The organism is Porphyromonas sp. COT-052 OH4946 (assembly GCF_000765965.1).
Lineage (GTDB): Bacteria > Bacteroidota > Bacteroidia > Bacteroidales > Porphyromonadaceae > Porphyromonas > Porphyromonas gulae.
Genome location: NZ_JQZY01000014.1, coordinates 143,405 through 168,567 on the forward strand (window position 1 = coordinate 143,405; position 25,163 = coordinate 168,567).

Consider the following 25,163-nt stretch of genomic DNA (forward strand, 5'->3'; position numbering starts at 1 on the left):
TTACTTTCAGCTCGCCGGAGTGGCACCAAATACAACTACTTCCCCAAAAACCGGTCCGCAAAGGAAAAAAAAGGGCGACTACTTCGGAAATGAAATAGTCGCCCCATAGGATTCGCTTTTTACGCCCTATTCCTACGAAAAAATTAGTTTTTTCACCTTCACAAGTAATTTACCGACCGGCCCGAGGAAGAGAACAAGACGGTCTTTGAATTTCTGAGCAGGAGGCATCCACGAAGCAACGTAATGATGTATGCTATAAGTATGATCGGTAATAGTAGTAACTCGCGTATAATAGTTCTTCGGACAAAAATATTCTGTCGGATAGATATGCACATCCTCGATCTGTTGGTAGCTATTGTCCATGCTTAGTCCCTTCTCTTCGAGCATGTCGGTTACCACATGCACGATTGTAACGACAGAACTCTTATCGTTCGGGTCAGGGAAATCCATACGATCATATATATCCAACAGCTCTTTAAGCCATGGATGTTCCTTCGGAAGAGCAAAACCGAGTCCCAAGTTTACGGGATATTTGTCGGGGGCACCCCACCCGGGCAGCTCCCGTCCTATCCATCCTCCATGCTGACAAAGATCATCAACAGAGCGAATTAGCTCCACGTCCGTATCAAGATATACACCGCCATATCGGTACAAAGCCCAAAGGCGAGCATAATCGCTGACAAAAGCATATTTGCCATGACGGTATGCATCCCGTACAAAGGGGATGCTGTTGACATCGAATGTATCCTCCGACCATAACCTGATTTCATAGTCGGGCATATAGCGCTGCCACGACTCCAGACATTGCTGTGCAAGCGGAGGGAATGGTTTGGGGCCAAACCAGCAATAATGAATAATCTTAGGTATCATCGCTTTCTAAAAATAAGAGAGAACTTGTTTTTGAGCCACAAGAGTGCCATCGTGCGCTCATTCGACCGGATGCCCAGCACCCATATAATAACCATATTAGCCAAAGTGGACAGACAGACCAAAAGCATAAGCCCCCAAAGTCCATCGGGAACGAGTCGGTGCAGACCGAAGCAGGAAAGAGTGGCTATTGCAGAAACGGCCAAAACAGGGCCTATTACCTCCTTGATATATGCCTGCCAATCAAGTGCAGAGACAAAGCGGCACAAAACCTCATAACCTCCAAGCACATACAATACTCGTACAGCCGCAAGAATTTTGATAGCCCACAAGGCTTCCAATCCGAAAAGAAAAGCTACATACATGGCCGGCAGAGCAAGCATGGAGATAATGCTTCCTACAATAATAAACCGGCGGATATGGCCTACTGCCTGCATACCGAACCAGGGAGGAGAACTGAGCACATTGACAAGGGCATAAATGAGTATCCAAATAGCAAAATCGGAAGCCTCGGCAGGCACATCGTTCAACCACAGCTTCAGGACATAATCCATCCTCAACATCAACGGCAAAGAGAGCATCAACATCAAGTAATAACCGAAACGGGAACTGGAAAAGACCAACCGCTTGAAGTAGGGGATATTGCCATTGGCGTAGCTCTTGACGATTTGAGGATGCACAGCGGAGAAGAAATTGAAAGTAAAACTCCCGACAGCACTATTGATTTGGTTGGCAATACCTCGTGCGGCATTGACTATAGGTCCGAAAAAAATGTTCAGGACAACGTCCGTACCCTGATTGTTGATAGACCAGACAAGCGTGGCAAAACCGTTCCAGCCGATGAAACTTCCCATACGGGCAAGGACAGCTTTGTCCTTAAAGATCCAAACGCGCGCTTCAGGATACAGCCGTCGCACCAATAGCACCAATACGCCTTTCAAGATCAGCACCGTACCGATGAATAGCGCGGCATAAAGCTCCAACTTATCCCCGGGCAGGACGAACAAAAGTGCTGCAAGAACGAGTTTGAGCAATGCTTCAAGGATGCCCAGATAGGCATAAAGGCGCATATTCTCCCGAGCTATCAATATCGATTCGTACACAGCTCCCACCAAATAAAAACTCAGCGAAAGAATGGTAAGGTGATATACCCATAGAGCTGCCGTAATACGTTCGGGAGGGATCTTGAGACTGTGATGGATCAGGTATAAACCCACAGCTTCTCCTACAATCATAGCGATGACGGCAAGAGAGATATGGATCAACAAGGATGCTCCTACGATCCTTTTGGCTTCTTCTATATCATTTTGGCCGATGGCATAGGCCAAGAACCTCTGGGCTGCATTGGAAAGAGAGGAAGAAAAGAAGATAAAAGACAAGCCCAGCCCCCCTATCAGCACATATATACCGTAATCTTCCACACCTAACGCCTCGTATATAAGCCTTGAGGTATAGAATGTAACGGCCATTACCAACAACAGACGAATAAATAAGAAAGCGGCATTGCGTGCCACTTGCTTACCTCCACTGATGTGCCTGTCTTTTTCCATGCGGCAAAGATATGTAGAAACCGTGCTGTCTATGCACTGTTGCAGAGCCGGAATAGGGAAAAACACAAGAGATATAGAGAAATGGAATATCATTGAGCTATATTTTTAGGTTTTATACAATTTTCGAACAGTGTTGAAAGGGCTAATCGCGTGTTTATACCGCACAATGAAAGACGAGGGCGACAGAGGTCGCCTGTGTTTTTTTCCTACTTTTGGATTGCATAATCGATAAGCACAAACTGCAATATGGTATTCAACTTTCTGATAGTTTCCGATGAGGTGGAAGATTTCCGCCGAGAGATAGCGATCGACTCCGAAGCTACCTTCCTCGACCTCCAAAATGCAATTCTGGACTCGGTGGGCTATTCGCACAGCGAGCTAACGTCTTTCTTCCTCTGCGATGAGGACTGGCGCAAGGGGCAGGAGATTACACTGATGGAGATGGACACAGCCTCGGATGAGGACTCGTATGTGATGGAAAATACACGCTTGGAAGAGTTCATCGAGGACGAACACCAACGTCTCGTCTTCGAGTTCGACTTGATGACGGAGCGTTACTTCTTTATCGAAGTGATGGATATAGTACCGGGCAAATCGCTCTCGGAGGCTAAGCTCCTCACATCGGAAGGATTGCCTCCGCGCCAAAGCTCTCTGGACGATCTGATGGATCCGACTGCTGCTCCTGCCAAGCAGGCCAAAGGATTGGATCTGGAAGAAGACTTCTTCGGCGACAGCGAGTACAATGAGGACGAGATAGACCGCGAGGGATTCGAGGGCTTCGATGAGATAACATCCGACCTGTCCGATAACTATTGACCCCGATACGTCCGGCGCATTGGAGACTCAGGATCATACGCTATACGTCCTCCTTGGCCCCACCGGTGTGGGCAAGACGGATCTGAGCCTCGACATAGCCGAGCGTTTGGGCAGCCCGATCATCTCGGCCGACTCCAGACAGATATTTCGCGAACTGCCCATAGGAACAGCGGCACCCACTCCCGAACAGCGGGCGAGGGTGCCGCATCTTTTTGTCGGTACGCATAGCGTGAGGGACTATTATAGCGCGGGAATGTACGAGGTGGAAGTGCTCGAAGCTCTGAAAGGACTCTTCCAAAAGTATAGAGGGGTGCTCCTTACGGGCGGTTCGATGATGTATATAGATGCGGTTTGTCGGGGGATAGACGATATTCCCGACCCCTTTCCGGAGGTGAGGGAAGAGCTTTACGCCCGATACGCAGCGGAAGGATTGGACGGGATACTGGCACAGCTCCGACTACTGGATCCCGATTACTACGCCAAGGTGGACAGACGGAACTATAAGCGAGTGATCCACGGTTTGGAGATATGCCTCTCGACCGGCCGGCCGTTCTCCTCGTTCCACCGACACGAGGCCAAGGAGCGTCCGTTCCGAATCGTCAAGATCGGACTTCACAGAGAGCGCGAGGAACTATGCAGACGGATAGACGCCCGTGTATTGGCGATGATGGAGCAAGGTCTGGAGGAAGAGGCTCGTGCCGTCTATCCCCTGCGCCATCTGAATGCGCTCAATACGGTCGGCTACAAAGAAATGTTCGAATACTTCGACGGCTCGATCGACCGGGCAGAAGCCGTAAGGCGGATCCAACGCAACAGTCGTGTATATGCCCGCAAGCAAATGACCTGGTTCAGGCGCGACAGTACGATCCGCTGGTTCCATCCCGAAGCGGACAGAGAGGCTGTCCTGACCCTTGTCACCTAAGCACTTGATTTTCCCCTGAGCGTGCTGAAAACAATCTAAACGTCAATTCCTATGGATGTCAATACGACTTATACGAAGGAGCTTTCCATCGTCGTACCGATCTATAATGAAGAGAAGGAACTTCCCGAGCTGGTGCGGCGGTTGAGTGCGGCGGCGGCTTCGATAACGGAGGACTACGAACTGATCTTTGTCAATGACGGCAGCCGCGATGGTTCGATGGAGCTATTGCGCAGCCTGTGCAAGGATGATGACCGTTTCTTCTATATCAATCTGAGTCGCAACTTCGGCCACCAGATAGCCGTGTCGGCAGGATTAGACCATGTGAGGGGAAAGGCTACCGTGATCATCGACGGCGACTTGCAGGATCCGCCGGAATTGATACCGGAATTGTATGCGAAATACTGCGAGGGCTACGAAGTGGTCTATGCACAGCGGAAGCATCGCGAAGGCGAAACGTGGTTCAAGAAGGCGACGGCCAAGGGGTTCTACCGGACGATGCGCAAGATCACATCTATCGATATGCCGCTGGATACGGGCGACTTCCGGCTGATCGACCGGAAGATCGTGCAGTGCCTCAGAGAGATGCCCGAGCAGAACAAGTTCCTGAGGGGGCAAATCGCCTGGATGGGATTCCGCCAGACAGGGGTGCTCTTCGACAGAGACGAAAGAAAATACGGCCAAACGAACTATCCGCTCAGGAAGATGCTTGCCTTGGCCATCGACGGCATCACGGGATTTTCCAGCAGGCCGCTCGAATGGGTGGCCAAATTAGGTGCCTGGGTTTCCCTGCTCTCGTTATTCGTGATCGTCTATGCCCTCGTCTCCCACTTCCTACTGGATAAGACGGTGAGCGGATGGACGTCCGTCATCGTAAGCTCCATGTTCTTGGGAGGAGTGCAGCTGATATGCCTTGGGGTGATCGGTACCTATATATCCAAGATCAACAAAAATATAGTCGGGAGGCCCCTCTACTTGGTGGCCGAAAGCAATATAGCGGCAGACGAACGGTAGCGAACGGCCGCTATCGTCTCCTCCTCCGGAGCATCAGTTCGAGCGGTTCGGAGAAAACGATAAGCGCAACGGCTATAAGGATACAGCCCATACCAACTATAGCGGAGGCCCCCAACACCTCGTCGAAGACCCACACACCGACCAATACGGACGTAAGCGGCTCCATAGCTCCCAGTGCAGAGGTGAGCGTGGAGCCGATGTTGCGTACAGCCACTACCAAAGCCAGATTGGAAATTACCGTCGGCACCAAAGCCAAGAGCAGGATATTGCCCCATGAAGCCGCATCGGGAAGAGGAGCCACTTCGCCCTGCGTGACGAGGACGTTGATCAGGCAAAAACCTGCCGCAGCCACGAAGACGTAGAACGTCAGCCGCCGTCCCGGCATGGTTCGGATCCGGCTCCGATTGACAAAGACGATATAGAGGGCATAGCAAAGTGCCGAGATGGCGACTATCACAAAGCCGGTAAGCCCTACCCGATCGCCCCCTCCCGTGAGACCCATCAGCAAGCCCACGCCTATCAGGGCGATGAGAATGGCCGTCAATGGCACGGGCGAAAGTCTCTCCCGAAAGAATAGAAGCATCAGTGCCGAGACGAACAGCGGATAGAGGAAGTGGATGGTGGTGGCTACTCCGCTGGCCATATAGCTGTAGCCGTGGAAGAGGAAAAGTGCCGAGCCGGTGTAGAGCAAGCCCAGCAATACCAGCGGACCTATATCTGCGCGGCCGACTCTGAAACTGCCGCCCGATAGGCGATGCAGCAGACCGATGGCGATGGCAGCGAAGAAGAAGCGATAGAAAAGAATAAGCTCGAACGAAGCCCCCTTAGCCGAAATCGGCAGCGTGAACAGGGGGATGAGTCCGAACGTGGCGGACGACAGTACACCGACCGCAAGACCGTAGAGGCGTGAAGATGTCATGAATGCTGCCGTAACGAATCGAGATTGATACTTATAATAATAAGGTATAGCAGAGCGAAGTGCTCAGCCAAGTACGGAGAGAGATCGAAGGACGATGCGCTCGGCTCTTCGACCTCTCTCCCACTTGTCTGCCGGTCTGCTGCCGGATAGAGGGCGGCTTGTCTCTCACAAGCCTGTCTGCCACCCGCTCTCCTCTTGTGGAGGGAGGGGGCGAGGCAGCGCGGTTATCAGTTGCTCATCGAGGCGAGGAACTCCATATTGGTATGCGTATTCTCCAGCTGCTTGCGGACGAACTCCATGGCCTCGACAGGATTCATGTCGGAGAGATACTTGCGCAGGATCCACATACGGTTCAGCGTGGTCTCGTCCTGTAGCAGGTCGTCGCGGCGCGTACTGCTGGACATGATGTCTACCGCGGGGAATATCCGCTTGTTGGACAGGCGGCGATCGAGCTGCAGCTCCATATTGCCCGTACCCTTGAACTCTTCGAATATCACTTCGTCCATCTTAGAACCTGTGTCGGTCAGTGCCGTGGCCAGAATAGTCAGACTACCGCCGTTTTCGATGTTACGAGCGGCACCGAAGAAGCGCTTGGGCTTCTGCAGGGCATTGGCATCGACACCACCTGAGAGCACCTTGCCCGATGCCGGCTGTACGGTATTGTATGCACGTGCCAGACGGGTGATGGAGTCGAGCAGGATGACCACGTCATGACCGCACTCGACCATTCTTTTGGCTTTGTTCAGGACGATCTCGGCGATCTTCACGTGACGCTCTGCCGGTTCGTCGAAGGTGGAGGCGATGACCTCGGCGTTCACACTTCGCGCCATGTCGGTGACCTCTTCGGGACGCTCGTCGATGAGCAGGACGATCATATAGACTTCGGGGTGATTGGCTGCGATGGCATTGGCAATATCCTTGAGGAGCATCGTCTTACCCGTCTTGGGCTGCGATACGATGAGGCCGCGCTGGCCTTTGCCTATGGGGGCGAAGAGGTCTACGACGCGGACGGATATTTTGTCGTTTACGGCACGCACGCCCGGAGCTTCGAGGGTAAACTTCTCTTCGGGGAAGAGGGGTGTGAGGTGATCGAAGGGCACGCGGTCGCGGATCTCTTCGGGGCTACGTCCGTTCACACTCTTGAGCTGAACGAAGGGGAAGTACTTCTCGCCCTCCCGGGGCGGACGGATATGTCCTGCCACGACGTCGCCCGTCTTCAGTCCGTTCTGCTTGATCTGCTGCTGGGACATGTACACATCGTCCGGAGAGGACAGGTAGTTATAGTCCGAGGAGCGGAGGAATCCGTAGCCGTCGGGCATGATCTCCAGTACTCCCATGCACTCAAGGATACCGTCGAAGTTGTAGAGAGATTGCTGAGGTTCGCGGCGGAGAGTCGGCACGTTGGCCGGCTGTCGCTGCCTGATGGGGCTGCTGCCGACCGGAGCTGTGGCAGGCTTCGGCCTCTGCTGGGGCTGGGGAGAGCTGTACGGCAGCACCTGATCCAGCACCGAAGAGCTGTTCTTGTGCCTGAATACGAGGCGGCGAGCACCGCCCTCATCGACGGCTCCCGTAGTCGATGCCGTGGTGATGGACTCGATGGCAGGGGGAGGAGCAGGCGTCTCCGCTCTGGTCTCCTCTTCTACGGGCTTGACGGCAGGCAATACGGCAGCGGCGGCAGGCTTAGTCGCAGCCGGCTGCTTCTCCTGTGGGAGGTCGCTCTCGGCCGGGACATCGACGGGTGCCGGCGCAGCCGGTTTCGGAGCCGGCTTCCTGTCCGTCCTCTTCTTCTCCGTGGCGTTTATCTCTTCGGCAGCGGCCAGAGCCACCAGTTGCTGGGCGTCCTCCTGAGTCTCGATCGCAGTCTCTTCCGACTTGCGAGGACGTCCGCGCCTGCGCTTGGTCTGAGCGTCTTCCGCTGCCGGCTCGGCAGGAGCCGTCTCGGCGTCTTTGCTTTCGGGAGCTTCCTCCCCGGCGTCCTTGCGAGGACGACCCGGCTTGCGCCTTTCGGTGCGTTGTCCTTCTTTTGCTTTTTGTTTTTCCTTCTGAACGCCGGCTACACTGATAGCCTGTTCATCGAGTATCTTGTAAATAAGTTCTTGTTTGGGCATTGAGCCGGCATTGGCAATACCCAACTCACCGGCGATAGCGGCGAGTTCAGCTTCAGCCTTTTCGTTCAGATCGACGATCGTGTACTTCTGCATAAAAAATGATGATGAGTTTTAGGAAATAAGATGATGAGTTGAATCGGGAAACGGTATCAGGGATGAGGCTTTTCAGAGTACTCGATACCGTCGGGACGAAAGGATAGAGAATAGGTGTCTATCTCATTTTCCGTCGTGCAAATGTAAGAAATAAATCGAAAAACGGTCTCCACCCTCCCCTCACATTCATCACGAGAATCTCCACCACCGCATGCCGCCGGCCTGAGAGCCCGTGAAGAGAGGCCGCCGCGGACGACAGCAGAGCGGCTCGCTTCGGTACCCTGAGGGGTGGGACAAGTATTTGGTTTTCGCTATCGGCCGAATCGAACTATTTGGGTACCTTTGTCGGCAGTTTGCAGACCGCACCGACAAGTCGTGGCCGCCCCCTCGGTCAGCCGCATGCGGAAGGAGCCGCAGCACTCCGCCGGAGGAAGGCCGAGAGCCACCGACCCGAACGTCAGGACGAGGCCGTGGCCGTCTGCAATACTCCCTCGAAAAAACGTCTAGACGTTTTGCCCGAAACGTCTAGACCTTTTGCTCGAAACGTCTAGACGTTTTATTCGGAACGTCTAGACGTTTTCCTCCGAACGTCTAGACGTTTTTTTTCGGAGCACTTGAGGGATGTATCGGGCATGAATAGTCATCGAAGAGTAAGAAACTAATAATAAGTAAGTTATGTCCCTAAAGTATGTAATCAAAAAGTCTGTCGCCAAGATCGGCCCCAAAGCCGGACAGACCATCTATTATGCCCAGCCGGCGGCACAAGACTCGGTAACCTTCCACAGCCTCTGCAAGCGAATAGCCGAGGAGTCGTCTCTGACCTCTGCCGACGTGAAAGGCATCCTCGACCGCCTGGTCAATATCCTCACCGAGGAGCTGCCCAACGGCAAGACGGTTCGCATCGGCGAACTGGGCAGCTTCCGCCTCTCGTTCGGTTCTAAACAATTGGACGATCCCAAGAGTTTTTCAGTAGATCAGATCCAGAAGCACAGGCTCGTCTTCATCCCCTCGGCAGAGCTCAAGAGCATCCCCGCGCGCGGCAAGCTCCGCCCGGGGTCTTCCGCCTTGGCCTTCGACTACGAGCGTGTGGAGCCGCAGCCTAAGAAGAAACCCGGCACAAGCGACAGTCAGACGCCCTCTCCCTCCGCACCCGATGGCGGCGGCGAACAGGGCAGCACCGGCGGCGGACTGTAACGAATCATCACACGACAAAATACAGTTTGGAAATGTTTCGGATAAGTAGACTTGGCATTGTATTGCTTGTTTCTCTGATTGCTTGTAATCTTTCGAAAGCACAGAATACGACTAAAGACTTGATCAACCTGTCTATAAAGTATTTAGAACAGAACGACAGTACTGCTTTCAGAAAGACTTATCAGGACATTTTCATGCAGTACGTTACTGAAGCTTTATGCGCTCCCTTTGACAAAGCCATTCAGGATCGGGATCAAACATATATCCAAGCCCAATTGGATAGTTTGACATCCGATCCTGAAGAGGATGCCTTTACCTATCATCTTCTCTCAAAGCCCGAATATCAGGCTTTCTATTACACTTTGCCACGATGGGAAGTATACAAGAGTTGGATCGACTCGGTCGAAAGGAATCCGCACGCGGATATGCGTAATGAAATCTGGCAGATTCAGCGCGAAGATCAAGGCATCAGAATTCTATGGCTCCGACTCCCTAACGAAACCGGCGATAACATTCGAAAGAAGGTACGAGACGAAATACTCCTCGTCGATAGGCAAAATACGGAACGAGCCATACATATTATAGACACATTCGGCGAGTGGCCGGGAGCAAATAGATTAGGATGTTCTGCTGACCAAACGCTTTGGCTCTGCATCCAACATGCCGATCAAAGGCCGGAAGTAGCTACTCGCTATCTGCCTATGCTCCAAAAAGCTGTCGAAGAAAAAAGAACAGACCCCATGCATTATGCCTACCTTGTGGATCGTATTCGAATGCACGAATGCAAGGAGCAGATCTATGGGACACAAACCTACCACGTTAAGGAGGAGAACGGTAATAAGTTCTTTTTCGTCATTCCCATTGAAGATATAGACCATGTGGACGAACGTCGTGCAGGCATCGGGATGGATTCTCTTTCCGATTACGTCAATTCGATGGGATATGATTGGGATATAAGACAGTACAAGAAAGACTTGCCTAAGATATGGAAGTATTACAGGCATTCATGCGAAAAAAAGAAGAATTAAGTAGTAAAAACAATCAACCAACCCAAGCAATAATACAGACATGGCATTATCAAGAATCATGGAGTGCGTGCCCAACTTCTCGGAGGGACGCGACAAAGAGAAAATCGAGAAGATAGTAAACCCCTTCCGCACGCGCGAAGGCGTCAAGCTATTGAACTATAGCAACGATGAGGATCACAACCGTCTCGTCGTGACCGTAGTGGGCGAACCTGAGCCCCTGCGCGATGCAGTGATCGAAGCCGTAGGTATCGCCGTAGAGCTGATCGACCTGACCAAGCATTCGGGTCAGCATCCCCGTATGGGCGCAGTGGACGTGATCCCCTTCATTCCCATCAAGAATGTGACTGCCGAAGATGCCGATGCCCTCGCCAAGGAAGTAGGCCGTACGATAGGTGAGAAGTACGGCGTGCCCGTATTCCTCTATGAGAAATCGGCTACCGCTCCCCACCGTGAGAACCTGGCCAAGATCCGCAAAGGCGAATTCGAAGGCATGGCAGAGAAGATACACGAAGCCGACTGGCATCCTGACTTCGGCCCGGCCGATCGTCACCCGACAGCCGGTACCGTAGCAGTCGGTGCCCGTATGCCGCTCGTCGCTTACAACGTGAACCTCAATACGAACGACCTCTCCATCGCGGACGCCATCGCCAAGAAGGTACGCTTCCTCGGCGGCGGTCTGCGCTTCTGCAAGGCCATGGGCGTAGAGCTTACCGACCGCGGCATCGTACAGGTGTCCATGAACCTGACGGACTTCACCAAGACGGCCGTCTATCGTGCTCACGAGATGGTACGTATGGAAGCCGCACGCTACGGCGTATCGGTAGTGGGCAGCGAAGTGATCGGACTCGTGCCCATGCAGGCACTGATCGACTGCGCCGAATACTACCTCGGCATCGAAAACTTCTCCATGGATCAGATCCTCGAATCTCAGATCATGGAGTAAACGTCATCATGTTTGTTGTTTGAAGGATAGAGATACCACCCGCCTCCCTCTATCGGGTGGCGTGGTGGTGCTCTATTTGCAAGCTTCTTTCCGACAATACATGCCTAACACCCCCGACACAATGAATCTCTACATCAAGAATATCGCCCAGCTCGTCACCTGTCAAGGCACCGAAGCCAAACACGGCCGCGAAGCCATGCGGCAGATACACACCATCGAAGGCCCTGCCGCAGTGGTCGTCCGCGATGGCATCATCACCTTTGCCGGTCGCATGGCGGACGTAGCCCCCTCCATGACCCAAGGCTGCCAAGAGCTGGACGCCACGGGACGCTGCGTACTGCCGGGCTTTGTCGATAGCCACACGCACGTAGTCTTCGGCGGCTACAGGGAAGATGAGTTCCAATGGCGGCTCGCCGGCGACAGCTACATGAGTATCATGGAGCGCGGCGGAGGGATCGCCAGCACCATGCGCGCTACACGTGCCGAATCGGAAGACCAGCTCAAAGCCTCCGCCCTCCGACACCTCTCCAATATGATGAAGATGGGCGTCACCACCGTAGAAGCCAAGAGCGGCTACGGGATGGACCTCGAGACCGAGCTGAAGCAGCTGCGCGTAGTGCGCGACCTTCAGGACGAACAGCCCCTCGACCTCTACTCCACCTTCATGGGAGCGCATGACACCGCCCCCGAATACAAAGGACGTCCCACCGAATTCATCGAGTACCTCTGCCGCGAAGTGCTGCCCGAAGTCGTGCGGCAGGACTTGGCCGAGTGCTGCGACATCTTCACCGAGAAGGGCGTATTCGATCACGAACAGACCCGACGCATGCTCACGGCCGCCAAGGAAGCAGGGCTCTCCGTCAAGATGCATGCAGACGAGATCGTGCCATTCGGCGGAGCTGAGCTGGCTGCCGAACTGGGATGCCTCTCGGCAGATCATCTGCTTCAAATATCCGACGCGGGAATTAAGGCCTTGGCCGAAAGCAACACCGTGGCCACTCTGCTACCGTGTACCGCCTTCAGCCTCCGTGCCGACTACGCTCCCGCCCGTAAGATGATCGACTCCGGCTGTGCCGTAGCTATCGCCAGCGACCTCAATCCGGGCAGTTGCTTCTCGGCTTCCGTCCCCCTGATGTTTGCCCTTGCCACCCTCTACATGGGCATGACCGTCGAAGAAGCCATCACGGCCCTCACCATCAACGGGGCTGCTGCCATAGGAAGAGCCGATACGATCGGCAGCATCGAGCCGGGCAAGAAGGGCGACCTCGTCGTGCTCCAATACCCATCGTACAAATTCCTCTCCTACCACTTCGGCATGAACCTCGTGGAGCATACCGTCAAAGGTGGCAGGGTCATATACACCAACGCATAAACCACAAGGCAAAGACCGGAGCGAAGGCACTAAACGAAGTCCCGCTCCGGCCTTGTCTTTTCCCACCAAAAAACCACCGCATACATTATTATAAATGGAGACAAGATCTCAGCACAAGCAGCGGACGTTCAGGCGTCATCTCTTCGAAGCCCTCGGCTTCGTCATTCTCTTCTTCGCCATATTCGGCTACGTAGGGCATGTCATGGGTCTGCCCAATATGCTCAATACGATCATGCAGACCTCCTACCACCTCCTGCTCGAGACCGTATTCTATATCATGGGTATCACGGTACTGAGTGGTGCCTTGGGCAGTCTGCTCGTGGAGTTCCATGTCGTGGATATGCTCGAGCGCATCCTACGGCCCCTGATGAAGCCCCTCTACAACCTGCCGGGCGTGTCGGCACTCGGAGGCATCCTCACCTTCCTTAGTGACAATCCGGCCATCATCTCTCTGGCACAGGATCGCAAGTTCTGCTCCTACTTCAAGAAATACCAGCTCGTCAGCCTCACCAATTTCGGTACGGCCTTCGGCATGGGTATGGTCGTTATCATCTTCATGGCAGGACAGGGCTATGGCGGCGGTGCCGTGGTAGGCCTCTTCGGAGCCATCGTCGGCAGCGTAGTCAGCACTCGTCTGATGCAGCGCAGCACGCTCCGCCGCTATCCGGAGATGGACAGTCCCGTCAATGTGGAGGAGATGGAGCACGAGGAAACGAAAGAGCATAAGGAGAACCTCTTCCTTCGTATGCTCAATGCCATACTGGACGGCGGCAAGACGGGTGTAGACCTCGGCATAGCCATCATCCCCGGCGTGCTCATCATCAGTACGGCCGTTATGATGCTCACCAACGGACCTGCCGGACCCGACGGCACCTTCGCCGGCAAGGCATACGAAGGCGTCGGCCTGCTACCGGCCCTTGCCGACAAGGTGGACTTCCTCTTCCACTGGCTCTTCGGCTTCACCGATTCCCGCCTCATCGCCTTCCCGATCACCGCGCTCGGAGCAGTCGGTGCAGCCCTCGGACTGGTACCCAACTTCTCGGCCCAAGGTATTCTGGACGGCAATGCAGTAGCCGTCTTCACTGCCATGGGTATGTGCTGGAGCGGCTTCCTCAGTACGCACACGGCCATGCTCGATAGTCTCAAGTACCGCCGCCTCATCACACAGGCGATCGGAGCACACGCGATCGGCGGACTCGTCGCCGGCGTATTCGCCCACTGGCTCTTCGTCCTCGTCTCACTCATTTGATCCCATCCACGACCAACGTATGAACAAATCGCTATTATCATTGGCATGCCTCATCCTGTTCGGTATGCCGGCCATCGCCCAACAGACAGGACCGGCCGAACGCAACGGCGAGCCTTCTCTGGCCGAACGTGTATTCGGTCTGGAGCAGAAGCAGAAAAAGCTGAAGGTGTACTTAGGCATACAGTCGTTCTACGACCAGCCGCTCGTCGATGACGAATCCCACATCGGACGCTTCAAGGTACACGAGCTGCGGATGTCTGCTCATGGCGAACTGAACCGCTATCTCAGCTTCGACTGGCGACAACGTCTCAACCGTGCGGCCGACGGCTCTTCATTTGCCGACAATCTCTCCGATGCCATCGACATCGCAGGTGTGGACTGGCACCCAAGCGACAAGGTGTCCTTCTTCTTCGGACGTCAGTACGCACGTTTCGGAGGGATAGAATACGACATGAACCCCGTAGAGATCTACCAGTACAGCGACCTTGTGGACTACATGACATGCTATACTTCGGGCGTGAACTTCGCATGGAACTTCCACCCCGAACAGCAGCTGCAGCTACAGGTACTCAATGCTTACAACAATCGCTTCGCCGACCGCTACCACGTGACACCCGATGTCGCTACCGCCACGAGCTACCCGCTCCTCTACTCGGCACAGTGGAACGGTACCCTCCTCGGAGGAGCACTGCACATGCGTTACGCCGTATCAATGGCTCACCAAGCCAAAGAGCGTAATATGTGGTACTTCACGGCGGGCAATCAGTTCAATCCGGGCAGACGGATCAACGGATACCTCGACCTCACCTACTCGATCGAGGGATTGGACGACAAAGGCATTATGACTGCTCGCTACGGCAAGGGCAAGACCCTCACGGACGTCAAGTACTATGCTCTGGTATCGAAGTGGAACTTCCGCCTCCTCGATCAGGTCAATCTCTTCGTCAAAGGCATGTACGAGAACGGCTACGCGCCTGCCCAATACGGCGAAAGCAGCCACACGCGCCACTCCTACGGCTATATGGGAGGGGTGGAATATTACCCCACGGAGACCAACTTCCGTCTGTTCGTCACCTACATAGGACGGCACTACCGGTACAGTGCGACCGAGACGGAAAGCACCAATGCTCTTCGCGCCGGTCTGATCTATCAGATACCTTTCTTATAATAATCACCAAACATTCACGTAATAATGATTCTAACAGATCTTACAGTAAAAGGCTTCCTCGCCGAGACAGCAGGCCAGGAACCCGTACCCGGAGGAGGCAGTATCTCCGCTCTGAACGGCTCTATTGCAGCAGCATTGGCCGAAATGGTGGCTAACCTGACTATCGGTAAGAAGAAGTACGCCGAGGTGGAAGCCGAGATGCAGACTATCGCTACCGAAGCAGCCGCTATTCAGAAAGAACTGGTACTGGATATAGACCGCGACAGCGATGCTTATAATAAGGTATTCGCCGCCTTCAAACTCCCCAAGGAAACGGATGAAGAGAAGGCCGTTCGCTCGGCTCAGATTCAGGAGATGACCAAATATGCAGCATCCGTACCTATGGAGGTGGCTCGGCGTGTACACAGTCTGTTGCCGCTGATCGAAGCAGTCGTAGCCAAAGGCAATCAGAATGCCATTACGGACGGATGTGTAGCCATGATGTGCGCTCGCACGGCTATCATCGGTGCCCTGCTGAATGTTCGTATCAATCTGACGTCTATCAAGGACGAGGATTTCGTCAAGACGCATACGGAAGAAGCCAATGCGATCGAAGCCGATGCCGTACGTCGCGAGGCCGAGGTATTGGCTATCACCAAAAAAGCATGCGAATAACGATGGCACGTACTTCTTTTCAAGTCGGTTCCGAACCGCTCTCTCTGGATCTGCTTCGCGAATATCTGGATAGTCGCTTCAAGCTGGAGCTATCGGCCGATGCCGTAAGACGTATCGAGCATTGCCGCCACTATCTGGACGAGAAAGTGAAGCAGTCGGACAAACCCATATACGGCGTGACCACCGGCTTCGGCTCTCTCTGCAACAGGACAATTACACCGGATCAGCTCACCGCCCTACAGGAGAACCTCGTCAAGAGTCATGCCTGTAGCTGCGGCACGCCCGTTCATGAGGACATCGTGCGCCTGATGCTTCTGCTCAAAGCTCATGCCCTCCAGTTGGGACACAGCGGCGTACAGCTATGCACCGTGCAGCGTATTCTGGACATGCTCAATAACGATGTGCTCCCCATCGTTTACGATCGCGGTTCGCTCGGCGCATCGGGCGACCTCGCCCCTCTGGCCAATCTCTTCCTGCCGCTTATCGGTGAGGGAGAAGTCATGTACAAGGGTGAGAAACGCGATGCCTGCGATGTGATGCAGGAGTTCGGCTGGGAGAAGATCATCCTCAAGAGCAAAGAAGGCTTGGCTCTGCTCAATGGCACACAGTTCATGAGCAGTCATGGCGTCTACGCCCTCCTCAAGGCGCACCGTCTCGTAGAGGTAGCAGACTGTATCGGTGCACTCTCGCTCGAAGCTTTCGATGGCTTGGATGCCCCCTTTACCGACAACCTCCACATCATACGTCCTCACCCCGGACAGTTGGCCGTAGCTCGTCACCTGAAGGAAGTACTGAAAGGCAGCGAGCAGATAGCCCGCCCGAAGAAGCAGGTACAGGATCCGTACAGCTTCCGCTGTATGCCGCAGGTTCACGGAGCCAGCCGCGATGCCATTGCCTACGTTACAGAGGTAGTCATTCGAGAGATCAACTCCGTGACCGACAATCCCACGGTCTTCCCCGATGAAGATCTTGTCGTATCGGGTGGTAACTTCCACGGCCAACCTCTTGCCATCGTATACGATTTCCTGGCTATAGCCTTGGCCGAACTGGGCAATATCAGCGAACGTCGTACGGCTCAGCTCATACTCGGCCTGCGCGATCTGCCTGAGTTCCTCGTGGCCAATCCCGGTCTGAACAGCGGATTCATGATACCGCAGTACGCAGCCGCAGCGATGGTGAGCAAAAACAAGATGTACTGTTTCTCCGCAGCCAGCGACAGCATCGTCAGCAGCAACGGGCAGGAAGACCACGTTTCTATGGGAGCCAACGCAGCAACGAAGCTGCTTCCGATCATAGAAAACTTGGAGATGATCTTTGCTATCGAACTCCTCGATGCAGCCCAAGCCTTCGAATTCCGCCGTCCGACCAAGACGTCTCCGTACTTGGAGAAGATGCTCGGCGAGCTGCGCAAGGTAGCTCCCAAGGTGGAGGACGATGTAGTCATGTACAAACAGATACAGGCAGCCACGGAGTTCGTTCGCGAATATGCTTTCTAACGAACCACGTTTCTCCCGCTGATTCCTTACGCTGAGGGGGAGGGAGATACAGGCTTTCCGAATGCAAGAAAGAGAGGGTGTGCCACGAAGTATTTTCGTTTGGCACACCCTCTTCTCGTATAGGCTCGCTCCGACGCAATAAGGGTAATGCCATGCCCGTTTACAAGACATGAGATCAGACTAAACAATCGAAAACAAACAATGACAAAAGAAACATACCCCAAAGCTACTGTTCTCGACATATCGGCATCAGTAGAGTATTCCGACGGCGGAATCATCAGCAAACAAGTACTTAAGAACGAAGTAGGCAACATTACTCTCTTCTCCTTCGACCAAGGGCAGGGACTGAGCGAACACACAGCACCTTTCGATGCCTTCGTACAGATATTGGAAGGGGAAGCGGAAATAAGAATCGGAGGCCAACCTCTTCTCCTCAAAGCCGGCCGGTCCGTCATCATGCCGGCCAACGTCAGCCATGCACTCCATGCTACGAAACGCTTCAAGATGCTCCTCACCATGATCCGCGGCTGAAAACGTGCAGACATATACTGCGCCATCCTGGGGACGTAAAGCCTCCAACAAATAAACAAAGGAGAGGAGATCTGTACATGCCGACAGTCTCCTCTCCTTTCTTTTTCTTCCTAACCTCTTGTCTACCTTGCGACTGCCTGCCTCTTGCGCATCATGAGTTTGTCCACGATCAGCGAGATAGCACCGTCGCCTGTGACATTACAAGCCGTACCGAAGTTATCCATGGTTATATACAATGCTATCATGAGTGCCTGTAAGGACTCATCGAAACCGAGCATACTCTGCAAAACACCCAAAGCTGCCATGATGGCTCCACCCGGTACTCCCGGAGCTGCCACCATCGTAATACCGAGCATAAAGATAAAGCCGGCAAACAGACCTGCATCATAAGGCATCCCCTGCATGGTCATCAGTGCCAAAGCACAACAAGTGATCTTGAGCGTGCTACCGCTCAGGTGGATCGTAGCACAGAGAGGGACGGTAAAGCCTGCTATCTCTTCCGATACGCCACACTTCACCGCACTCTTGAGCGTGACGGGAATAGTGGCTGCCGAAGACTGCGTACCGAGAGCAGTGAAATAAGCCGGCATCATCCGCCACAGCATTCTGAAAGGATTCTTCTTGGTTATAAATCCTGCCACAGCGTATTGGAAGATCAGCAGGATGATATGAAGGCCGAAAATAATACCGATGATACTAAGGAAGACGGATAATACCTTCACCACTTCGCCCTGATGGGTCATGTTCAGAAAGATCCCGAAGATATAAATAGGTAGCAAGGGGATAATAACTTTGGCGATCAACTTGGTGATAATCTCCTGAAAATCCTGCATCATTCCCTTCATACCACGGCTTTCCATGCCGGCCAAACCCAAACCGAGTACAAAGGAAAGGACAAGAGCTGTCATCACGCTCATCATTGGCGGTATGGCGATAGAGAAGTAAGGCTCTACTCCTTGCGACTGAGTGACATCGCTCATACCCGTACCGGGAGAAATCAAAGACGGGAAGAAAGCATTGCCGGCGAAGTAGGCGAATAGGCCTGACAACACCGTAGCCATATAGGCTATCAGCACAGTGATAAGAAGCATCCTTCCGGCACCTTTCCCGATGTCGGCAATAGCCACCGTCACCAATCCGAGGATAATCAGCGGAATGGAGAAGCCGAGCAGTTCGCTAAAGAGAGTATTGAAAGTGACGAAGATCCGAATAAACGGGAAGCTGAAGAGGTTGCCGAAGCCGATACCGAGGATAATGGCCAATATGATCTTGGGCAAAAGGCCGATCCGTAGTTTACGCATAAGGGTTAAGGTTGCTTGATCAAGAAGATTATTTGTTGGAAATATAGCGGAAGTAGGCATCCAGTAGACGACGGGCAGCAACGAAACTCGTGGCACGATCTTCCAACACGGCCTCTTCGACCTCTGGTATGAGGCTCTGAACCTCTGTACTGTTGTAGAACGAATCGCGCAGTTCGTCGTTGATCGTCTCGTACATCCACCACTTGGCCTGACGCTGACGCTTCATCCGGAAGAATCCGTTATCCGTCGTAAAATGGCGGTACTCGTCGATCATATCCCAAATATCCTTGATGCCGATGGCATAATAGCCCGAATAGGTAAGGACGCGCGGCTTCCATCCCGACTCCGCCGGTGGGAATAGCCGAAGAGCATTCCGATAATGCGAAGCCGCCAGATTGGCCTTGTCGATATTGTCTCCGTCCGCTTTATTGACGATGATACCATCGGCCATCTCCATGATACCGCGCTTGATACCCTGAAGTTCATCCCCCGTACCGGCCAGCTGGATCAGCAGGAAGAAGTCCACCATCGAATGGACAGCCGTTTCGCTCTGTCCCACGCCTACCGTCTCTACAAAGATCGTGTCGAATCCGGCCGCTTCACACAGCACGATGGTCTCACGCGTCTTGCGCGCCACACCACCCAGTGAGCCGGCAGCAGGACTGGGACGAATAAAGGCATTCTTCTCTCGGGAAAGCTGCTCCATACGGGTCTTATCTCCCAGAATACTCCCTTTGGATCTCTCGCTGCTGGGATCTATGGCCAGCACGGCGAGCTTCCGCCCCTGCTTGATGAGGTGCATACCGAAAGCATCGATCGAAGTACTCTTGCCCGCTCCGGGTACTCCGGTAATACCGATACGCATGGAACGGCCGGCATGAGGCAGGCACTGCTCTATGATCTGCTGCGCCGTATCCTGATGCATGGGCAGGAGACTTTCCACCAGTGTGACAGCACGACTCAGGATGGTAATATCGCCCGCCAAAATGCCATCCACATAGTCCTTGACCGTCAGTTTCTTGCGTCTTGTTCTGTGCAGGTAGGGATTGATGATGGGCATATTGGAAACGCCCTTATTCACTTTCAGTCCCTTGTAGCAATCATCATTTTCGGGATGATGAAGTAGTTCGTCCATAGTTATTGTTCAGTTTATCAGATCTGCTGTAATCTCGCTTGCAATAACGCTTGGCAGCAGCTCCACGGGGGAAAGTTACAGTTCGGCTTTGACCTTGATACGACGTAGCGGAGCCTGCGGATCGTTGCAAATGATGGAAACATCGGCTGCTATACTCTGCCACCCCTCAGCCTTCATCACCTGCGAATCCACGGCGATGCGCAATAGTGTGCTTCCGCCGGGCTTTATCTCCGTCCGGTCGGGTACGGCTGTCAAGGCTGGATTGCGTGTGGTGACGCTATGCAGTCGGAGAGGGCCTGCGCCGACGTTGCGAATGTCTATCGCAACCTTTGTCGTCTCTCCATCCAACTGCCCCATGTCCAAATAGGTGCTAAGTTCCATAACACCTGTTTGGGCTGCGGTGAGGGCTGGGAAATTGTCCACGAGCGGCAAGGATACCAGGACAGAATCAACGGTTTTTATTCCTGTTTCGGAAGATATTACCTCTAAAACAAGCGGTTCGTCCTTCATCCCCGGAGGCATATTGCGAGGTACGGCAAGCGAAAGATTCAGCTCTCTGGGTTCACGAGCTTGCAGCCGGAATGCCCGATCGTCCAGCGATACAAATGAAGGCAGCGATACGACAGCAACTTGCAGGTCGGACTCATCCGTATTGTTCACCACCAACCGTACCACCCCCTCATCTTCAGGCATGGAAATAGGGAAAAGCAGGCGAGCATTGCTCACCTGTAACGGCCCTATCGCCAAGGCATAGGCATGCGGCATGGCACCACCAAGGGTCGTGACCGTACCGCTTATACTGAGTTCAAGAGGGGAAGAGGGAGCATTGGAGAAAACACGAATCCGCTTGACGAAAGCCCCTGCCCGACCGACGGGATCGAAGAGGACGCGAATCTCGGCTTCCGCACCCGGAGCGATGGCGTCCTCCGGCCACGTCGGAGTGGTACAGCCACAATCGGCCGTCACACGAGTGATCACGAGAGGAGCCGTACCGCTATTGCGAAACTTGAAGCTATGCCCCACGGATCCTTTTTCCTCCGGAATCAGGCCAAAGTTAAAGGACTGCTCCTCGACCTGTATTTCCGGACTCTCTTGAGCTGTCAGCGACAGAGGAGTCAATAGGAAAAGGAAGAAGAGCAGCCCTCGGAATGTACTGACGATCATACGCCTTGTACTACGTTGCAGAGCTATGCTATTATTCTACAACCCCTTTGATGCGTAGCGTAAAGGTACCATCCTTACCATTGCTGTACACGGCTATGGTCTTTACGAACTGGCCGGGACGGCCTGCAGGATTATATGCGACGTCTATTTTGCTTGTCTGACCCGGAGCAATAGGCTCTTTGCTGAACTGGGGTGTCGTGCAGCCGCAAGATGCCACTACGCGAGTGATCACCAAGGGAGCATCTCCCGTATTCTTGATAACGAATGTGTGCGACACACTGCCATCAGCTTCTTTGATCGTACCGAAGTCATGCTCCACATTGTCCGAAGAGATGACTGCTTTCTTTGCATTTTGCGCCGTAGCTACTCCTATTCCGATAAGGAGTGCGATCATTACAAAAACAATTCGTTTCATAGTTCTATTCTTTTTGAAATAAGATTTTACACTCTAAAAATTCAAACCGGCATCCTCGACATTCCACCGGAATTTTCGTATGCCTATGGGAACAAAGGTACATTTTTCTTTTATTGTAAAGGTCTATTTAGCATTTTTAGCAGGCATGCAGATTTCATCTATAAATGCAACACTAAGGCAACAATCGAGTTTACATTCGGGAATTGTTTCGCTCTACGTCCCTAAAAACGTGGCGCGAGATTTTTTTCGTTTTGGCGCGAGAAGCAAAAAATTTACGCGCCGGAACGAAAAACTTTTGGTTCGTGTTTTCAGGAAAATACGCGCCACAATCTGCTCATTTATGGTTCGCAAATAGTGAACGAAGATATGCGAAGGAAAAGAATGTCCACTACTCTATGTATTGATTTTTCAGTCGGCTTTTGGGTATGCCGTATCGGATTGGTCTGCAGCTATGCTCGGCTTTATTCTTTGCCTTTGTCCTAAATTTGCACCACGTGGTTTTATACGGGAGAGAACTACTCCCCTCTCCTACTGACTCAAAGCCCCCAATCACAATGACAAAAGAAGCAATCGAACACCGATCGGGAGAGCGCATAGCCCGATTTGCAGATATAGAAGTACTCAGCTATCGAGCCGACCTCTTCGGCACATTGACCCCTAAGCAGCGGATGCTTTGCTACCACCTCTCGGAAGCCGCCCTGCGTGGGCGAGACATTACGACCATACAGAACTGCCGCTACAACCTCTGGGTACGCAGCCTGATGGAGCATATTTACATCCATCTTAGCCAATCGGAACAAACCGACGACTTTGCTCTGCTGGAAGAATACCTCTTCTGTATCTGGTTTGCCAATGGCATTCACCACCATTACAGCGGAGCCAAATTCATAGCCCGTTTCAGTCCGGAGTTCTTGAGGGACTCCCTGAGAGAGGCAAGAGTGGAGCTGGAGCCGGAAGAACAGGTGCTTTTGGAGCGCGTATTGTACGATGCCGATTTTCTACCCAAACAGACGGAGCAGAGCGGTGAAGAGGATATTATCAAGGCTTCTTCGGTCAATTTCTATGCACCGGGTATCACCCGATCCGAAGCGGAAAGCCATTACAAAAACCTGATAGAAGCTCTTCCCGAAAAAGAGAAAAGTTATCCACCGAGCTTCGGGCTGAATACACGTCTGATTCGTTCGACTTCGGGCGAATTGAAAGACGAGGTTTGCAGCACAGACGGATTGTACGGTCCGGCCATAGAAGCCGTAGTCGCTTCTTTGAAGGCTGCCATACCATACACGGAGAACGAGGAACAGGCTACGTGCATACGACTGCTGTGCGACTATTACCGCACAGGAGACGTCAGGCTGTACGACCGGTTCTGTATCCGCTGGGTGGAAAACAATCGCACGCGGATCGACTTCATCAACGGATTCACCGAAGTATATGCCGATCCGATAGGCATACACGGCAGTTGGGAGGGATTGGTACACATGCAGGACGAAGAAGCCGGCAGACGTACGCGCATCATCAGCAAACATGCCGGTTGGTTCGAAGCTCATTCGCCTATCAATGCACGTTTCCGCAAGAAGAATCCCCGTGGTATATCGGCTACGGTGGTCAATGTGTTGACCATAGCCGGCGACAGCTATCCTGCCACTCCGATAGGGATCAACCTTCCGAATGCCGACTGGATTCGTGCCGAACACGGATCCAAGTCCGTCACCATCGACAATATCACAGATGCATACAACCATGCTGCACGAGGGACGGGTCTGTACGAGGAGTTTATCCCTGACGAGGAAGTACGCAGACACGTAGAACTGCATGCCGACCTGACGGACAGTCTCCACACCGACCTGCACGAATGCCTCGGACATGGCAGCGGACAGCTACTCCCCGGTGTATCGGGCGATGCACTGGGAGAACATGCCTCCACGCTGGAGGAGACGCGCGCCGACCTCTTTGCTCTCTATTTTCTGGCCGATCCCAAAATGATCGAATTAGGCCTTTTGACCGATCCTCACGCTTACAAAGCCAATTATTACAAATACATGCTCAACGGTCTGATGACCCAACTCGTGCGTATCAAGCGAGGAGAGGTGATAGAGGAGGCGCACATGCGCAACCGTGCGCTCATAGCCCGTTACGTCTTGGAGCATGCCGAGCGACCGGGGGCTATGTCGCTGGTTTGCCAAGGGGGCAAGACGACACTCGTCATCGAGGACTATGAAGCGGTGCGCACAATCATTGCCGGTTTGCTGGCCGAGGTGCAACGCATCAAGAGCGAGGGCGACTATACCGCCGGCAAGGCGTTGGTGGAGCGTTATGCCGTCCATGTGGATCCGCTCTTGCACGAGGAAGTGCTGACGCGCTATGCCAAGCTGGATATTGCTCCGTATAAGGGATTTGTCAATCCTCGGATGAGACCCGTATATGATTCGGAGGGCAGGCTTACGGATGCAACGATAGAATACACGGAAGACTATGCCGAACAAATGCTTCGCTACAGCGCGGAATATGGCTTCCTGCCTACAGACAGTCCGCTCTTGCAGGAGGCAAGAAGATTGCGCTCGCACCTCCGACGGGCGATGGATGGTGTACTATCGGCCAGTATGCGAGAGAAAGGACTCCACTACGGCATCAACTTCGGAGTCACTCGCGAACACCTGCTCCGGCTGGCTCGCACGGCCGACGCATCCGCTCCATTGGCCGACTATCTGTGGAGACGGGATGTAAGGGAGACGAAGATACTCGCCACGATGATCTATCCGGCCGAAGAATTGACTCACGAGCGGGCAACGAGATTCCTCCGAGAGGCCGACAATGTGGAACTTCGCGAGCAACTGACAGCCAATCTGCTGGAGCGAATGCCCGAAGCAATGCAAAGCATCATTCGATGGATCGAGAGTGAAGCGACTACCCCTGACATGATGACGGGAGCACTGATGCTTGCAGCCCGATTGTTTACACGCGGCATCTTTCCGGAAGACGTGCCGGCAGAGAAACTCTTAGCACCGGCCATTCTCTACCTCTCCGACGAGGAACAAAAAGCGGAGCTTCGGCGCGCTTCTGCTCTTCTGCTCAAGCGATATGGGCGAGGCTCTGCAGAGCGGACAAAAAAAGTGCTGTGCCTATTGCCCGAATCGAGCCAAGACACAGCACCGGTTTTGTACGAATTATGCGAAGATATTCGCTTCGAACTCGACTTCTACCCAAAGGGCGAGTAAGGGAAGCGGCTA

Annotated in this window: 22 protein-coding genes and 1 pseudogene; 14 read left to right on the forward strand and 9 right to left on the reverse strand. The window is 53.4% G+C overall.

Annotation, left to right across the window (positions count from 1 at the left end):
* Positions 1-132: 132 nt before the first annotated feature.
* Together HQ50_RS05660 and HQ50_RS05665 are read right to left on the reverse strand one after the other, a co-directional pair.
* Positions 133-870, reverse strand: a complete 738-nt coding sequence (locus HQ50_RS05660) for a glycosyltransferase family 32 protein (RefSeq protein WP_039418913.1) — start codon at positions 868-870, stop codon at positions 133-135.
* Positions 867-2,510 carry a lipopolysaccharide biosynthesis protein gene (locus tag HQ50_RS05665; RefSeq protein WP_039446249.1) on the reverse strand — a complete coding sequence of 548 codons (1,644 nt, stop codon included), beginning with the start codon at positions 2,508-2,510 and terminating at the stop codon, positions 867-869. The genes HQ50_RS05660 and HQ50_RS05665 overlap by 4 nt, the downstream gene beginning before the upstream one ends.
* 153 nt (positions 2,511-2,663) lie before the next feature.
* On the opposite strand from HQ50_RS05665, the gene HQ50_RS05670 reads away from it, so the two are divergent.
* From HQ50_RS05670 to HQ50_RS05680, 3 genes are read left to right on the forward strand one after another with little or no spacing between them, the layout of a single operon-like run.
* Positions 2,664-3,233 (forward strand): hypothetical protein, encoded by a 570-nt coding sequence (locus HQ50_RS05670; RefSeq protein WP_039419795.1) that lies wholly within the window; start codon positions 2,664-2,666, stop codon positions 3,231-3,233.
* Between the two features lie 19 nt (positions 3,234-3,252).
* On the forward strand, positions 3,253-4,155 hold the full coding sequence (gene miaA / locus HQ50_RS05675; protein ID WP_039428972.1) for a tRNA (adenosine(37)-N6)-dimethylallyltransferase MiaA: 903 nt from the start codon (positions 3,253-3,255) through the stop codon (positions 4,153-4,155).
* A 51-nt stretch (positions 4,156-4,206) separates the two neighbouring features.
* Complete coding sequence (locus HQ50_RS05680) at positions 4,207-5,166, forward strand: glycosyltransferase family 2 protein (protein ID WP_039428976.1); 960 nt, start codon at positions 4,207-4,209, stop codon at positions 5,164-5,166.
* Between the two features lie 10 nt (positions 5,167-5,176).
* Here the strand turns inward: HQ50_RS05680 and HQ50_RS05685 are convergent, their stop codons facing one another.
* Both HQ50_RS05685 and rho read right to left on the reverse strand, forming a co-directional pair.
* A complete protein-coding gene (locus HQ50_RS05685; RefSeq protein WP_039428978.1) occupies positions 5,177-6,085 on the reverse strand; it encodes a DMT family transporter in 909 nt (302 codons plus the stop codon).
* A gap of 227 nt (positions 6,086-6,312) precedes the next feature.
* The gene (rho, locus tag HQ50_RS05690; RefSeq protein ID WP_039428981.1) at positions 6,313-8,286 is read right to left on the reverse strand and encodes a transcription termination factor Rho; all 1,974 of its coding nucleotides are present in this window, start codon (positions 8,284-8,286) and stop codon (positions 6,313-6,315) included.
* 675 nt (positions 8,287-8,961) lie between these two features.
* Here rho and HQ50_RS05700 point away from each other — a divergent pair.
* The 9 genes from HQ50_RS05700 (at position 8,962) to HQ50_RS05740 (ending at position 17,921) form a co-directional block, all read left to right on the forward strand.
* Complete coding sequence (locus HQ50_RS05700) at positions 8,962-9,480, forward strand: HU family DNA-binding protein (RefSeq protein WP_039428988.1); 519 nt, start codon at positions 8,962-8,964, stop codon at positions 9,478-9,480.
* 32 nt (positions 9,481-9,512) lie between these two features.
* Entirely contained in the window at positions 9,513-10,508 is a 996-nt protein-coding gene (locus HQ50_RS05705; protein WP_039426188.1) for a DUF6624 domain-containing protein, read from the forward strand.
* Between the two features lie 40 nt (positions 10,509-10,548).
* The gene (ftcD, locus tag HQ50_RS05710; RefSeq protein ID WP_039428991.1) at positions 10,549-11,451 is read left to right on the forward strand and encodes a glutamate formimidoyltransferase; all 903 of its coding nucleotides are present in this window, start codon (positions 10,549-10,551) and stop codon (positions 11,449-11,451) included.
* A 100-nt stretch (positions 11,452-11,551) separates the two neighbouring features.
* The gene (hutI, locus tag HQ50_RS05715) at positions 11,552-12,823 is read left to right on the forward strand and encodes an imidazolonepropionase (RefSeq protein ID WP_039419801.1); all 1,272 of its coding nucleotides are present in this window, start codon (positions 11,552-11,554) and stop codon (positions 12,821-12,823) included.
* A gap of 94 nt (positions 12,824-12,917) precedes the next feature.
* On the forward strand, positions 12,918-14,072 hold the full coding sequence (locus HQ50_RS05720) for a nucleoside recognition domain-containing protein (RefSeq protein ID WP_039426196.1): 1,155 nt from the start codon (positions 12,918-12,920) through the stop codon (positions 14,070-14,072).
* A gap of 19 nt (positions 14,073-14,091) precedes the next feature.
* Complete coding sequence (locus HQ50_RS05725) at positions 14,092-15,240, forward strand: OprO/OprP family phosphate-selective porin (protein ID WP_039418928.1); 1,149 nt, start codon at positions 14,092-14,094, stop codon at positions 15,238-15,240.
* 24 nt (positions 15,241-15,264) lie between these two features.
* On the forward strand, positions 15,265-15,894 hold the full coding sequence (locus tag HQ50_RS05730; RefSeq protein WP_039418930.1) for a cyclodeaminase/cyclohydrolase family protein: 630 nt from the start codon (positions 15,265-15,267) through the stop codon (positions 15,892-15,894).
* Between the two features lie 2 nt (positions 15,895-15,896).
* Positions 15,897-17,390, forward strand: coding sequence for a histidine ammonia-lyase (gene hutH, locus HQ50_RS05735; protein ID WP_039418931.1), 1,494 nt, complete (start codon positions 15,897-15,899; stop codon positions 17,388-17,390).
* A 201-nt stretch (positions 17,391-17,591) separates the two neighbouring features.
* Positions 17,592-17,921 carry a cupin domain-containing protein gene (locus HQ50_RS05740; RefSeq protein ID WP_005874159.1) on the forward strand — a complete coding sequence of 110 codons (330 nt, stop codon included), beginning with the start codon at positions 17,592-17,594 and terminating at the stop codon, positions 17,919-17,921.
* Between the two features lie 122 nt (positions 17,922-18,043).
* Here the strand turns inward: HQ50_RS05740 and HQ50_RS05745 are convergent, their stop codons facing one another.
* The 5 genes and pseudogenes from HQ50_RS05745 to HQ50_RS12110 all read right to left on the reverse strand — a co-directional run.
* A complete protein-coding gene (locus HQ50_RS05745) occupies positions 18,044-19,222 on the reverse strand; it encodes a dicarboxylate/amino acid:cation symporter (protein ID WP_039428994.1) in 1,179 nt (392 codons plus the stop codon).
* A 28-nt stretch (positions 19,223-19,250) separates the two neighbouring features.
* A complete protein-coding gene (gene meaB / locus HQ50_RS05750) occupies positions 19,251-20,357 on the reverse strand; it encodes a methylmalonyl Co-A mutase-associated GTPase MeaB (RefSeq protein WP_018964266.1) in 1,107 nt (368 codons plus the stop codon).
* Between the two features lie 75 nt (positions 20,358-20,432).
* Complete coding sequence (locus tag HQ50_RS05755) at positions 20,433-21,521, reverse strand: DUF1573 domain-containing protein (protein WP_039428996.1); 1,089 nt, start codon at positions 21,519-21,521, stop codon at positions 20,433-20,435.
* A 31-nt stretch (positions 21,522-21,552) separates the two neighbouring features.
* Positions 21,553-21,936, reverse strand: coding sequence for a DUF1573 domain-containing protein (locus HQ50_RS05760; RefSeq protein ID WP_039428998.1), 384 nt, complete (start codon positions 21,934-21,936; stop codon positions 21,553-21,555).
* Between the two features lie 190 nt (positions 21,937-22,126).
* Positions 22,127-22,180 (reverse strand): annotated as a pseudogene (locus HQ50_RS12110) (hypothetical protein); the annotation flags it as partial.
* Between the two features lie 7 nt (positions 22,181-22,187).
* On the opposite strand from HQ50_RS12110, the gene HQ50_RS11705 reads away from it, so the two are divergent.
* Both HQ50_RS11705 and HQ50_RS05765 read left to right on the forward strand, forming a co-directional pair.
* The gene (locus tag HQ50_RS11705; RefSeq protein ID WP_161780803.1) at positions 22,188-22,340 is read left to right on the forward strand and encodes a DUF1661 domain-containing protein; all 153 of its coding nucleotides are present in this window, start codon (positions 22,188-22,190) and stop codon (positions 22,338-22,340) included.
* A 150-nt stretch (positions 22,341-22,490) separates the two neighbouring features.
* Positions 22,491-25,151: a DNA alkylation repair protein gene (locus HQ50_RS05765; protein ID WP_039429002.1), complete on the forward strand. Its 2,661-nt coding sequence runs from the start codon at positions 22,491-22,493 to the stop codon at positions 25,149-25,151.
* The last annotated feature ends 12 nt before the right edge of the window (positions 25,152-25,163 follow it).